This window comes from Segeticoccus rhizosphaerae (genome assembly GCF_005222685.1).
Taxonomy (GTDB): Bacteria; Actinomycetota; Actinomycetes; order Actinomycetales; family Dermatophilaceae; genus Segeticoccus; species Segeticoccus rhizosphaerae.
The window spans coordinates 153,921-166,745 of record NZ_SWMA01000004.1 but is presented as its reverse complement, the minus strand read 5'-3'; the positions used below and the strand labels follow the sequence as shown (position 1 = coordinate 166,745).

Below are 12,825 nucleotides of genomic sequence, written 5' to 3'. Positions count from 1 at the left end.
GAGCAAAGGCGCCTGGGCGGAGCAGGGGTGGGTCAGGTGCTGGACTTCTTGGTCGCCTTCTTTGCCGTCTTCTTCGCGGTCTTCTTGGTGGTCTTGCGGGTGGTCCGCTTGCGGGTCGTCGGCCCCTTGGCTCGCTTTTCCGCGAGCAGCTCGAAGCCCCGCGCGGGCGTGATCGCGTCGGGGTCATCGTCCTTGCGCAGCGTGGCATTGGTCTCGCCGTCCGTGACGTAGGGCCCGAACCGGCCGTCCTTGACCACCACCGGCTTGCCGGACGCCGGGTCCTCGCCGAGCTCCTTCAGCGCGGCGGCGGCCGCCCGTCCGCGTTGCTTGGGCTGGGCGTAGATCGCGAGCGCTTCCTCGAGCGTGATGGTGAACAGCTGCGGCTCCGACTGCAACGAGCGCGAGTCCGTGCCCTTCTTGAGGTAGGGGCCGTAGCGACCGTTCTGCGCCGTGATGTCGTCGCCCGACTCCGGGTCCGTACCGACCACCCGGGGCAGGCTGAGCAGCCGCAGCGCGGTCTCCAGGTCGATCGTGGCCAGGTCCATGTCCTTGAACAGGCTGGCCGTCCTGGGCTTGACCTTGGCCTTGCCTTTCTTGGCCGCCAGCTCCTCGGGCAGCACCTCGGTGACATAAGGACCGTAGCGGCCCGACTTGGCGATGATGTCGCGCCCGGTCTCCGGGTCCTGACCGAGCACCCGCCCGTCGTCGGCAGCAGCCTCGAGCAGCTCGCGGGCCTTGGCCGGCGTCATCTCGTCGGGCGCCAGGTCGTCGGTGATGGTGGCCCGCCGGGGCTTGCCCGCGCCCTCGACCAAGGCCCCGTCGGTCACCTCACCGGTCGCCGGGTCGACGCCCTCGGGCACGACCTCCTCGACGTAGGGCCCGTACCGGCCCACCCGGACGACCATGCCGTCGCCGATGGGGATCGTCGAGATCTCCCGGGCATCGATCTCCCCGAGGTCGTCGACCAGGTGGCGCAACCCCTCGACGGACTGCGCCTCGTCACCGAAGTAGAAGCGCTCCAGCCACTCCACGCGCTCCCGCTGGCCACCCGCGATCTGGTCGAGGTCCTCCTCCATCGACGCGGTGAAGTCGTAGTCGACCAGCGTCGAGAAGTGCTCCTCGAGCAGCCGGGTCACGGCGAAGGCCAGCCAGGTCGGGATCAGCGCCGAGCCGCGGTTGCGCACGTAGCCACGGTCCTGGATCGTGCCCACGGTGGCGGCGTAGGTCGAGGGTCGCCCGATCCCCTTCTCCTCCATGGCCTTGACCAACGTGGCTTCCGTATAACGAGCGGGCGGGCTGGTCTCGTGGCCGTCGGCCTCCGCACGCAGCACGTCGAGCGCGACGCCCTCGGACAGCTTGGGCAGCCGGCGCTCCTCGGCCTCCTGGGCGGACCGGGCGAGGGTCTCCTCGTCGCGCCCCTCCTCATAGGCCGCGAGGAACCCGCGGAAGGTGATGACGGTGCCGCTGGCCGAGAACTCGACGGTCCGGCCGTCGGACAGCGTGGCACCGAGCCTGACGGTTGCGGTCGACCCGCGGGCGTCGGCCATCTGTGAGGCGACGGTGCGCTTCCAGACCAGCTCGTAGAGCGCGAACTCCTCGCCGCGCAGCTCGCCGGCGACCTGCGCGGGAGTGCGGAACCGATCACCCGCCGGGCGGATCGCCTCGTGCGCCTCCTGGGCGTTCTTGACCTTCTTCTCGTAGCGGCGGGGTGCGTCGGGGACGTACTCCGCGCCATACAGGTCACGTGCCTGGCCACGGGCGGCGGTGAGCGCCGACTCCGACAGCGTCGTGGAGTCCGTGCGCATGTAGGTGATGTAGCCGTTCTCGTAGAGCCGCTGGGCCACGCGCATGGCGTTCTTGCTGCTCATCCGCAGCTTCCGGCTCGCCTCCTGCTGCAGGGTGGAGGTGGTGAAGGGCGCGGAAGGCCTGCGGGTATAAGGCTTCTCGGCGACGCTCGTGACCGAGACGTCGGCCGCGGTGACGCTGATCGCGATCGCCGTGGCGGCAGCCTCGTCCAGGTGGACGACGTTGTCGGCCTTGAGGGTGCCGTCGTCCTTGAAGTCACGGCCGGAGGCCACCCGGCGCCCGTCGACGCCGGTCAGCCGGGCCGTGAAGGCCTGCCCCGCAGCGGATTCGGGCGCGAACTCGCCCTCGACGTCCCAGTAGGACGCGCTGCGGAAGGCCATCCGCAGACGCTCCCGCTCGACCACCATGCGAGTCGCGACCGACTGCACGCGACCGGCGGACAGGCCCTGGCGCACCTTGCGCCACAGCACCGGCGAAACCTCGTAACCGTAGAGGCGGTCGAGGATCCTGCGGGTCTCCTGCGCGTCGACCAGGCGGGTGTCCAGGTCACGCGTCTCGTGGGCCGCGCGCTGGATCGCCTCCTTGGTGATCTCGTGGAAGACCATCCGCTTGACGGGAACCTTGGGCTTGAGCACCTCGAGCAGGTGCCAGGCGATGGCCTCTCCCTCGCGGTCCTCATCGGTGGCGAGCAGCAACTCGTCTGCGCCCTTGAGCAGCCGCTTGAGCTCGGAGACCTTCTTCTTCTTGTCGGGGTCGACGACGTAGTAGGCATCGAACCCGTTGTTCACGTCCACAGCGAACTTGCCGTAGGGACCCTTCTTCATGTCCGCCGGCATCTCGCTGGGGGTGGGAAGGTCGCGAATGTGCCCGACGCTGGCGTCGACGTCGTAGTCCTTGCCGAGGAACTCGCCGATCTTCTTGGCCTTGGCCGGAGATTCGACGATGACCAGTTTGCGGCCGGTTGCTGCTGCCACGGAATACCCCTTGTCCTGCTCCCCACGTGCAGCGGATTCGTCGCTGCTCGGACGTGGTGGTGCGGGTAGACCGTAACGCGTCCGGCTGGCAGACCGTGAGCGGATAAGCATCGCGGCGGTGGTGAGTCACGTCATACATTAGTTGAACGTTCAACTATAGGGTAGACTGTGGTCATGTCCGAGACAACGCGTATGCCGGTCCTCTACCTCAGCCACGGCGCTCCCCCGCTGGCCGACGACGCCACCTGGACCCGGGAGCTCGCGACCTGGTCGGCGGCCTTGCCCCGGCCCAGGAACATCCTCATGGTCTCCGCGCACTGGGAGGCCGCGCCGGTGACGCTGTCGTCCACCTCGACGGTGCCGCTGGTCTATGACTTCTGGGGCTTCCCCCAGCGCTACTACGACGTCACGTATGCCGCGCCCGGTGCACCAGAGCTCGCCGACGACGTCAGCAAGCTGCTCGCCTCACCCGGCAGCACGGTGCACCGCGAGGAGAGCCGTGGGCTGGACCACGGGGCCTACGTGCCGCTGGTCGAGATGTATCCGGAGGCGGATGTGCCCGTCGTCCAGCTGTCCATGCCCACGCTGGACCCGGCCGGGCTCTTCGGGCTCGGCCGCCGCCTCGCGCCGTTGCGTGACCAGGGCACCTTGATCATCGGGTCGGGGTTCACCACCCACAACCTGCGCTGGTTCAACCCGCACGCCCCCGCCGACGCCCCTGCGCCGACCGCCTCGCAGGAGTTCGACGCGTGGAGCCGCGAGGTCATCGAGGGCGGTGACGTGGACGCGCTGATCGACTTCCTGCACCGCGCCCCGGCCGCCCACGAGGCGCACCCCCGCACGGAGCACTTCGCACCGCTCTTCGTGTCGCTCGGGGCGTCCTACGAGTCGGGCGGCGGATCGCTCGGCGAGGCCACCAGCTCGATCGAGGGGTTCTGGTACGGCCTGTCCAAGCGGTCCTGGCAACTCGCCTGAACCGGCGGCAGGCGGCTGCGGCGGGCCATCACCTCTCCGGGCGCACCAGCAGGCCGTCGGCGACCAGCTCGTGGATCTGCGGTAACGCCCTGGCCCGCACGGCCTCCGCGGAGGTCTGCAGCAGCGCGGCGATGGCGTCCAGCGCCTGACCGGCGGTCAGACCGCCGTCGCACACCCCGACGAAGGCGGCGAGCGCCGTGTCGGCGCGCACCGCGCGGCGCAGCCCGCCACCCTGACGGATCAGGATGACGCCCGGGTCCTCGGCACCCGGCCTGCCGTGCCGTTCCTCGGTGACGTCGTCGGCGCACCGCCATGCGGTCTCGAGCACTCCCCGGTCGCCGTGCTCGGCCAGCCAGGTGCGGGCACGCACCCCCGCGAGCACGGTCGGGCCCATCGGCGCTGACACCGGGCCGAGGACCTCGACGAGGTCACGCCAGGGGGCGCGGTCGGTCGTGGGACGCTGCACGGTCACCACGCCGAAGCCGATCGAGGCCACGTCGCGCACGGCGAAGTCGGCCAGCCACGCGGCATACAGCCGCTCGAACCCCTCCGTGCCGGGCCGCTGGCCACCGTCACGGGCCCAGGTCTCGGCATACTCCGCGGGATCCTGCACTTCCCGCTGGATCACCCAGGCGTCCAGGCCGGTGCCGTCCAACCAGTCACCGACCCGAGCGCTCCAGTCACCCCCGGCGGGGAGCTCCCAGTTGCCGAGCAGCTGCGCGACGCCCCCTGGCTCGAGGTGGTCGGCGAGGTTGCGGACGAGGTCGCGGACCACTTGGTCACCGGCCAGTCCGCCGTCCCGGTACTCGTAGCGCGGCACGTCGGGTGACCGCGGCGTGATGACGAAGGGCGGGTTGCTGACGATGAGCCCGAACCGCTCGCCGCGCACCGGTTCAAGCATGCTGCCGAGTCTCAGGTCGAGGTCCAGCCCGGCGAGGGCTGCGTTGAACGTGGCGTAGCGCAGGGCCCGCTGCGACACGTCGGTCGCGACCACGCGTTCCGCGTGTGCGGACAGGTGCAACGCCTGCACGCCGCAGCCGGTGCCGAGGTCGAGCGCCGACGTGACCGGTGGGCGCGGCGTCCAGGAGGCGAGCGTTGTCGACGCACCGCCGATGCCGAGCACGTGGTCGTCCGGCAGCGGTCCGCGCACGGCGATCTCGGACAGGTCCGAGGCCACCCACCAGGAGTGCTGCTCATCGGCGTAGGGCCGCAGGTCGCACCGGGCGTGGACCGAGCCGCCCTCGACGGCGCCGAGCCCGAGGTCGGTCAGGCCTGCGACGCCCAGCCGCGGGAGGGCGGTGGCGAGCCGGTCCGGGTCGACCGGGAGGCCGAGCGCGAAGAGTCGCACGAGCGTCGCGGCCGGCGAAAGGTTCTGTCCCGTGGCCAGATCGGCGGGAAGCCGCTGCTCGCGACGCAGGGCTCGTGCAGCGGTCGGGCCGAGCAGCTCGGTCAGTCCCTCGACGGTGAAGCCCGCGGCATCGAGGTCGGCCCGCAACGAGGCGACCCGTGCGGGGTCCGGGTGTGGCGGGGGCGCGCTGCCGGGCCGCGATGGAGGCCCGGGCGGATCGGTCGGCGTGTCCGTGGCCATGGCCGTCACCCTAGAACCCGACTCGGCCAGCTCAGCGGCGGGTGAGCAACCGCACGACCGATCGCTCGACCGCCAGCCGGGTGTCGGGGTCGGCGAGATCGTCCACCGCCTCGACGCCGATGCGGTCCAGAGCCGGTTCGATGGTCACCTCGTCCTCGAACCCGTCGACCACGCGAGGGTCGACGTAGGACCGACGGGCCACCGCCGGCGTGTTGCCGAGCTGCTCCCCCACCTGCTCCATGGCAGCGCGCTCGGCCCGCTGCACCCCGGTCTTGGACCGCGGGAGGTCGACCTGCGCCAGCTCGACCGCCGCGACCACCGTGGCCTGCCAGGTGCGCAGGTCCTTGACGGTGAAGTCCTCTCCCGCCAGCTCCTTGAACCGCTCGTTCAGATCCTCGGCGTGCACCTCGTGGTAACCGTCACCTTCGCGAAACACCAGGAGCCGCTCCATCCCGGACCGGCTGCGCTTGAGCGCCGTGACCGTCTTGGCGAGCAGCGCATCCGGGAGGACCACGACTCGCTCCAGGCCGCCCTTCGCGGTGAACTCGGCGATGACCTCGCCCCGTCTGACCCGCACGTTGTCGCGAGAGAGGGTCGCGACCCCCTGCGTGCCGTGCTCCTGCGCGTACTGGTCACCACCGACCCGGAACACGCCGTGATCCAGCATCCGCAGGCCAGCCGCGAGCACCCGGTCTCGCCCGAGTCCCCGTGCGCGCAGGTCGGACTCGGTGGTGGCACGGATCTCGGGCAGGCGCCGGGCCAGCCGCAGGACCCGATCGTGCTTGGCCTCGTCGCGCTCGAGCCGCCACTGGTCGTGGTAGAGGTACTGCCGACGCCCGGCGTCGTCGGTCCCGACCGCCTGGATGTGTCCTGTGGCATGGGGGCAGATCCACACGTCCTGCCACGCCGGCGGTATGACGAGTGCCGTGATCCGCTCGCGGGTCGCCTCGTCGACGGGCTGGCCCTGCACATCGGTGTAGGACCAGCCCTTGCCGCGCCGCCGTCTCCGCAGGCCGGGCTCGTTGGGGTCACTGCGCCGTAGGCGCACCGTTGCCCTCCCTTCCCTGCGCTCCGGCCCGCCGGAGGACGCCCGGACCGATCAGTCGCGAGACTGCTGGACGTTGGACCTGGCCTCCTGCGCCCTTCCCTTGACGTCCTCCGCGGTCTGCTGGCCCTCCTGCTTGACGTTCTGCGCCGAGTCCGCCGCCTGCTCCTTGGTCGCCTGCACGGCCTCCTTGGCCCGGGGTTTCAGATCCTCCGCGGTCTCCTTGGCGACCTCCTTCACCTCGTCGACCACCGGAGCCGCCCGATCCTTCACCGCCACGGCGGCCTGTTGCTCCCGATCGCTCGCCGGGAGCAGCGAACCCAGCACGGCACCGACGCCGAAGGCGACGAGGCCCGCCGCCAGGGGGTTGCCCCTGACCTCGCTCCTGGCCCGGTCCTGGGCCTCGCTGGCCCGATCCGAAGCGTCGGACGCCGAGCTCTGCATGCTCGATCCGGTGCCCATGACCCTGTCCCGCAGCGAGGTGGCGGCACCGCCGACCTTCCCCGCCTGACGGCGGGCCACGTTGCCGGGCCGCACGGTCTCCCCTAGTTGGTTGACGTCGTAGCTGAGGTTGCTCTGGGTGCGCTCGATGTCCTGGCGGATCTGCTCCGGGTCGTTGCTCATCGGATCTCCTCGTTTCCCTTGAGTGCGTCGGGGATGTCGCGCGCCGTCTCCGTGGTGCGCGGGATTCCCTTGACCTGCTTGATTTCCTGGCGCCCTCGGGCGGCGAGAACGGCTCCGATCACGGCCCAGATGGCCGCCACGATCAACGCCGACCACCCCAGGCCCAGTTGTGTGCCGATGGCCCACCACACGGCCACCGATCCGAAGAGCAGGACCATGTAACCCGCCAGGGCGGCCCCGCCGAACATGCCGGCGCCCTTGCCGGCCTTCTTGGCGGACTCCCGCACCTCCGCCTTGGCCAACTCGACCTCCTGGCGCACCAGGGTCGAGAGGTCGTTGCCGATGCGGCCGACCAACTCACCGACGTCGCTCAACGGTCGGCCGGGGGGCTCGCCACCGGGCTGGGCACCGAGTCGCTCGCCTGTCTCGTGGCTCTGGGTCATGGCACCTGGCCACCTCGGACGGCCTCGTCGGCCGCGGGATAGGCCGGATATGCCGGCCTCTCGGCCGATGCGCCACTCGCCGGCACACCGGTGCTCGTGGACTGACCCGAGGAGCTCTGGTCCTGGTGCTCGGCAGCCAGGCCGCGGCCCATCCTCGAGGCGACGAAGCCGAGTCCGGCCGCGACCGCGAGGAAGGTGCCGGGCTTGCTCCGGGCGAATCCCCTGACCTCCTCGAGCAGGCTGCCCGGGTCACGTCCGTCCAGCCAGCCCGCCAGCTCATGGGCCTTGCTCGATCCCTGGCGCGCGAGGTCTGTCGCGACACCGTTCTGCTCGGACCGGTCTGCCATCGAACCCAACTCGTCGCCGAGCTCACGCAGGCCGCCCGCGACGCGCTGTTGCTGGTGCCCGGCCTGGTCGGTCAGCTCCGCCCGCGTCTGGCGCCAGAGGTCCTGTGCCTGGCGCCCGGCCTCCCCCGTGACGTTGCGCGCCTCGTCCTTGGCCCGATCGGCCACGCGCTGGCCGCCCTCCTGAGCATGCCGCTTCACGTCGCTCGCCTCGTCGCTGGCCACCTCCTTCGTCCCGCGGTCACCGCCGCCCACCTGCTCGGAGCCCAGCGGCCGACCAACCGTTGGACCGTCCGTCACCTGTCCCGACGTGGGTGGAGGCTCCTCCACCGATGGGGTCGGGGGCACTCCCGCAGAGCTCGCTGGGGGTCGTACCCCGATCCCCCGAACCGGGTCGTCGGGAAATCCTTGCTCGCCGTAGTCACTTGTCATCAGACCGTCTCCTTCGCTGGGTCACCCCTCGGAGACCCCCATCTACCCCCCACCTCTCGGCCGAAACCCGTTATCTTGGGCGGATTCGGGGTTTGTTGGACGCAAGTGACGGGTACCCGAATCCCAAGGATGGCGAAGGAGGCCGAGGTCGATGCCCAAGACGACGAAGAGCGGCAAGCCGAAGAAGGGTGAGCTGCCGAGCACGCTGCAGCGCTCGGACGCCAAGGCGCAACGCACCTTTGCCGAAGCACACGACTCGGCAGCCGAGGAATACGGCGAAGGCGAGCGCGCCCACCGGGTGGCGTATGCCGCCCTGAAGCACACCCACGAGAAGGTCGGCGACCACTGGGAGCCCAAGAAGCGCAAGGGGCCCTCGGACGCCAAGGCAGCAGGTGGACGAGGCACGAAGGCCGACACGGCCGGCGGCGTCGATGCGAACGCCAGCAAGAGCCACCTCTACGACCTGGCCAAGAGGCTGAAGGTCCCCGGGCGCTCCACCATGTCCAAGAAGGAGCTGGTCAAGGCGATCGAGAGGGCCAACAACCGCAAGTCCGACCAGGCTCGATCGTCCTGAGGACAGTCGGGCCCTGAAGGGCGTCGAGAGGCCTTCGCGCCCTTCAGGACCGGCGAGGCGCTCCGCGGCGCCGACTCAGCCGCTGTGGCGGGAGGATCCCTCGACCTCGGCGCGCAGCAACCGCAGCGCGCCGAGCGTCGTGTCCCGCACCACCTGCTCGGGATCACCGTCGAAGCGGTGTTGTTCGACCCTGACGTCCCCACCTGAGCAGACGGCGATGAAGACCGTTCCGGGCGGCATGTCCTCCTCCGGATCGGGGCCACCCGCGCCGGTGACGGCCACGGCCACATCTGCGGACAGCAGGTCCAGGACCCCGCGCGCCATCTGACGTGCGCAGGCCTCGGTGACCACCGGCCCCGGCTCGACGTGCAACACCGAGAACTTGACCTGCCGGCTGTAGGCCACCACCCCACCGGCAAACCAGTCGGAGGCCGCCTCCGCCGCCCCGAGGTGACTGGCGATCGCCCCGCTGGTCAGCGACTCGGCGGCGGCCACCCGCGCACCGGTGCGGCGCACGGCCGTCGAGATCGCGGCAGCGACCTCCCTCGATTCCTCGTTCAGCTCACTGGGTCCGGGCATGGACACACACTCTGCCATCGAACCACTACCCCTTGTAGGCGGAGGTGGCGATGCCGTCGAGGATGTAGCGCTGCGCAAAGGCGAATACCAGGATCATGGGCACGGTAGCGATGACCGTTGCCGCGAGCGCGATCTCCCAGTGGTACTCACCCGACAGCGCGAAAGCATCGATGATCTGCTTCAGCCCTCGCGGCATGGTGAAGTAGTCCTCGGTCTGCAGGTAGATCAGCGGCTTCATCAGGTCGGACCAGCTGGCCTGGAGCTCGAAGACGAAGACGATGATCAGGGCCGGCTTGGCCAGCGGGAGTGCGATCCGACGGAACATGCCGAGGTAGGAGCAGCCATCCACCCGGGCGGCCTCGAACAGCTCGCGTGGGATGCCGAGGAAGAACTGGCGCAGCAGGAAGATGTAGAACGCGGAGCCGAAGAGGTTTCCGGCCCAGAGCGGCACCTGGGTGTCCACGAACCCGAGCTTGTTCCAGATCAGGTAGACAGGGATCATCGTCACGGCCCCGGGCAGCATCATCGTCGCGAGGACCAGGCCGAAGATGGCTCCACGAAAGCGGAAACGGAAGTAGGCGAACCCGAAGGCCACCAGTGCGCTGCTCAGGCACACGGTCGTGGCGGCCATCACCCCGACCAGCACCGAGTTGAACAACCACCTCAGCACGGGCGCGACCTGCCACACCTTCTCATAGTTGCTCCACTGGAACACCTCCGGCCACAGCTTGTTGTCGAAGACCTGGCTCTTGGGCTTCAACGAGGCGCTGATCAGCCAGATCAACGGGTAGATGAAGGCCACCGTCGCAGCGGTGAGCACGACGAGGTAGGGAATCCGTCTCCAGGACAAGCCCGCAGACCGCGACGAGGACGACCGTGCGGCCGGATCCGCGGGGACGGCTCCCGGGGCGAACGGCGGCTGCGGCGAGCCCGGTGACGTGGCCGTCGGCGCGGGTTCCACGGGTGGTGTGGACTGGACAGAGCTGGTCACTTGGGTTCGCCCCCCTCGTAGTAGACGAAGTGGTTGCCCACCTTCACCTGGACCACGGTGATCACCACGATGATGACGAACAGCAACCAGGCCATCGCCGAGGCGAAGCCCATGTGGAAGTACTGGAACGCGTTCTGGAACAGGTAGACCATGTAGACGAGGGACTCGTCCGACGCGTTCGCCTTCTGCTGCGGCCCGTAGAACATCGTGTATGCCTGGTCGAACATCTGCATGGCGGCGATGGTGTGGGTGATCACGGTGAAGAAGACCGCCCCCGAGATCATCGGCAAGGTGATGACGAAGAACCGCCGGATCGGGCCCGCTCCGTCCAGCTGCGCCGCCTCGTGCAGCTGCCGCGGCACTCCCTGGAGCGCGGCCAGGTAGATCACGACCGCGCCTCCGAGGCTCCACAGGCTGACGATGGCCAGGGAAGGCTTGAGCCAGTTGGGGTCGGTCGTCCAGTTGGGGCCCGCGATCCCCACGAACGACAGCACCTTGTTGACCAGGCCCTGCTGTCCGTTGAGCAGCAGCAGGAACATCGCGCCGGCCGCGACGGCAGGAGTCATCACCGGCAGGTAGAAGGCGGTGCGGAAGAACCCGGCCGCACGCCCGACCCGGTGCAGCAGGAGCGCGAGCGCGAGGGCCACCACCGTGCCGAGCGGGACGAACATCGCCGCGTAGACGAAGGTGTTGGACAGCGACTTCATCACGCGTGGGTCGCTGAGCAGTTCTCGGTAGTTGGCCGTGCCCACCCCGGTCGGCGGCCGGATCATCGAGTAGTCGGTGAAGGACAGCACCAGGCTGGCGATCATCGGGCCGGCAGTGAAGATCAGGAACCCCAGAACCCACGGCAGGATGAACAGGTAACCCGCTCGGTCACGGTGCCGGCGACGATGTCGCCGGGTGCGCGCGACGCGCCCGGCAGCGGTCGCCTCAGCCATTCTGCGGCGCCTTGTCGAAGGCCCCCTGCGCTTCCTGCTGCGCGCGGTCCAACGCGTCCTTGGCGCTCATCTTGCCGGACAGGGCCCGCTCGACCGCGGCCGCCCAGGCGTTGTCGATCTGCGAGCCGACCGGGGAGGAGGGCAGCGGCTTGGCGACGTCCAGGGTCTTGTAGTAGTTCTCGATGGCCGTGTCGAATCCCTTGTCCCCCGTCGGCTTGAGGTACTTCGCCTTGATCGCCTCGTCGGCAGGCTTGTTGGCCGTGAACAACCCGGTGAAGAACGACTTGTCCTTCTTGACGGTCGCGATCCGCGCCGCAGCCGCCTTCATCCAGGTCTGCTTGTCCGTCATCGTCTTGGCGAACGCGCAGGCCGCGGCGACGTTCTTGGCGCCCTTGGGGATGGCCCATGCGTTCCCGCCGAGGATGCTGATCGGCTGCCCCTTCTTGTCCGTGAACATCGTCGACCCGAGCTGCAGGCCGTTCTTGCGCGAGCTCAACAGGACGTTGACGTACCAGTTCTCGATCGGGAAGGCGACGAGCTGGTCCTTGGTGAACTGGTTCTTCTCACCGAAGAGGTCGAAGCTGTCGCGGAAGGCCTTGTAGTCGCTCCAGCCGCCCTGCATCCGGACCATGTCCATGTTGAACTGCAGCGCCTCGACCGCTTTCGGGTCGTTGAGGTTCGGGGAGCCGTCCTTGTTGATGATCTCGACACCGTTGGCGCGTGCCCACAGGGGGAAGGCGTCGGGGATGTGGGTGTCGTAGCCGATGCGCTGGAGCTTGGAGCCGTCGGACTCGAACAGCCGCTTGGTGGTGGCCTTGAGCGCGTCCCAGTCCTTGGTCTGGATGTCGGCGTCGGTCAGTCCGGCTGCTCGCAGGGCCTTCTCGTTGATCAGGTTGACGCTCACCGTGTAGAACTCGGGGATCCCGTAGACCTTCCCGTTGATCGTCACCTGTTGCATCGCCGCCTCTCGGTACTGCGAGGTGTCGATGTGCTGGTTCTTGACGCAGGTGTTCATCGGCTCGATGGCGCCTTGCGCGGCATACGTGCCGATCAGCTTGCGATCCATGTAGACCACGTCCGGAGCGTTGCCGCTGGACACGGCCGTGAGGAACTGCTGGGCATCGAAGTCGCCCTTGTTCGCGGTGACGTCGACGTCCGGGTAGGCGGCCTTGAACGCGTTCATGCGCGAGCTCGCCACCTCGTCGCCCCCTGAGAAGCCCATGATCTTCAGGGCCCCGGAGGGTGTGCTGGCGCCGCCGCTGCCGCCGCTGCCGCCGCCATTCGTCGTGGGCTCCTGGTCGGATCCTCCGCCCACGCCTGCACAGGCGGACAGCATCAGGGACGAGGTCAGCGTCAGGCCGACGAGAGTGGCCAAAGGTAGCGAACGGGCATGCCTCATGGTGAATTCCCTCCGGTGGCGCTCCGCGGTCGGAGCAACTACCGGCCCGGTACCCAGACCGAACGCCCGAGAAACGCTTCCGGGGAGAAACGTTTGCTCGGGCGTCCGGG

General features: G+C 69.2%; 12 protein-coding genes. 2 read left to right on the top strand and 10 right to left on the bottom strand.

Features of this window, described 5'->3' with window-relative positions:
- Positions 1–32: 32 nt before the first annotated feature.
- On the bottom strand, positions 33–2,780 hold the full coding sequence (topA, locus tag FCN22_RS04985) for a type I DNA topoisomerase (protein WP_238384527.1): 2,748 nt from the start codon (positions 2,778–2,780) through the stop codon (positions 33–35).
- 174 nt (positions 2,781–2,954) lie between these two features.
- Between topA and FCN22_RS04980 the strand changes: the two genes are divergently transcribed.
- Positions 2,955–3,755: a dioxygenase family protein gene (locus tag FCN22_RS04980; protein WP_137120428.1), complete on the top strand. Its 801-nt coding sequence runs from the start codon at positions 2,955–2,957 to the stop codon at positions 3,753–3,755.
- Positions 3,756–3,783: 28 nt separating this feature from the next.
- Here the strand turns inward: FCN22_RS04980 and FCN22_RS04975 are convergent, their stop codons facing one another.
- The 5 genes from FCN22_RS04975 to FCN22_RS04955 are packed head-to-tail and all read right to left on the bottom strand — an operon-like array spanning position 3,784 to position 8,231.
- Entirely contained in the window at positions 3,784–5,343 is a 1,560-nt protein-coding gene (locus FCN22_RS04975; RefSeq protein WP_137120427.1) for a DUF7059 domain-containing protein, read from the bottom strand.
- Between the two features lie 31 nt (positions 5,344–5,374).
- Positions 5,375–6,391, bottom strand: a complete 1,017-nt coding sequence (locus tag FCN22_RS04970; RefSeq protein ID WP_137120426.1) for a DNA topoisomerase IB — start codon at positions 6,389–6,391, stop codon at positions 5,375–5,377.
- 51 nt (positions 6,392–6,442) lie between these two features.
- Positions 6,443–7,012: a DUF3618 domain-containing protein gene (locus FCN22_RS04965; protein ID WP_137120425.1), complete on the bottom strand. Its 570-nt coding sequence runs from the start codon at positions 7,010–7,012 to the stop codon at positions 6,443–6,445.
- Entirely contained in the window at positions 7,009–7,455 is a 447-nt protein-coding gene (locus FCN22_RS04960; protein ID WP_137120424.1) for a phage holin family protein, read from the bottom strand. The genes FCN22_RS04965 and FCN22_RS04960 overlap by 4 nt, the downstream gene beginning before the upstream one ends.
- Positions 7,452–8,231: a hypothetical protein gene (locus FCN22_RS04955; protein ID WP_137120423.1), complete on the bottom strand. Its 780-nt coding sequence runs from the start codon at positions 8,229–8,231 to the stop codon at positions 7,452–7,454. The genes FCN22_RS04960 and FCN22_RS04955 overlap by 4 nt, the downstream gene beginning before the upstream one ends.
- 151 nt (positions 8,232–8,382) lie before the next feature.
- On the opposite strand from FCN22_RS04955, the gene FCN22_RS04950 reads away from it, so the two are divergent.
- Positions 8,383–8,805: a ChaB family protein gene (locus FCN22_RS04950; protein WP_137120422.1), complete on the top strand. Its 423-nt coding sequence runs from the start codon at positions 8,383–8,385 to the stop codon at positions 8,803–8,805.
- A gap of 75 nt (positions 8,806–8,880) precedes the next feature.
- On the opposite strand, the gene FCN22_RS04945 is transcribed toward FCN22_RS04950, so the two are convergent.
- From FCN22_RS04945 to FCN22_RS04930, 4 genes are all read right to left on the bottom strand, one after another.
- Positions 8,881–9,384 carry a CinA family protein gene (locus FCN22_RS04945; protein ID WP_137120421.1) on the bottom strand — a complete coding sequence of 168 codons (504 nt, stop codon included), beginning with the start codon at positions 9,382–9,384 and terminating at the stop codon, positions 8,881–8,883.
- A gap of 25 nt (positions 9,385–9,409) precedes the next feature.
- A complete protein-coding gene (locus tag FCN22_RS04940; protein ID WP_137120420.1) occupies positions 9,410–10,234 on the bottom strand; it encodes a carbohydrate ABC transporter permease in 825 nt (274 codons plus the stop codon).
- 137 nt (positions 10,235–10,371) lie between these two features.
- Positions 10,372–11,316, bottom strand: coding sequence for a carbohydrate ABC transporter permease (locus tag FCN22_RS04935; protein WP_137120419.1), 945 nt, complete (start codon positions 11,314–11,316; stop codon positions 10,372–10,374).
- A complete protein-coding gene (locus FCN22_RS04930; protein ID WP_137120418.1) occupies positions 11,309–12,715 on the bottom strand; it encodes an extracellular solute-binding protein in 1,407 nt (468 codons plus the stop codon). The genes FCN22_RS04935 and FCN22_RS04930 overlap by 8 nt, the downstream gene beginning before the upstream one ends.
- Positions 12,716–12,825: the final 110 nt, after the last annotated feature.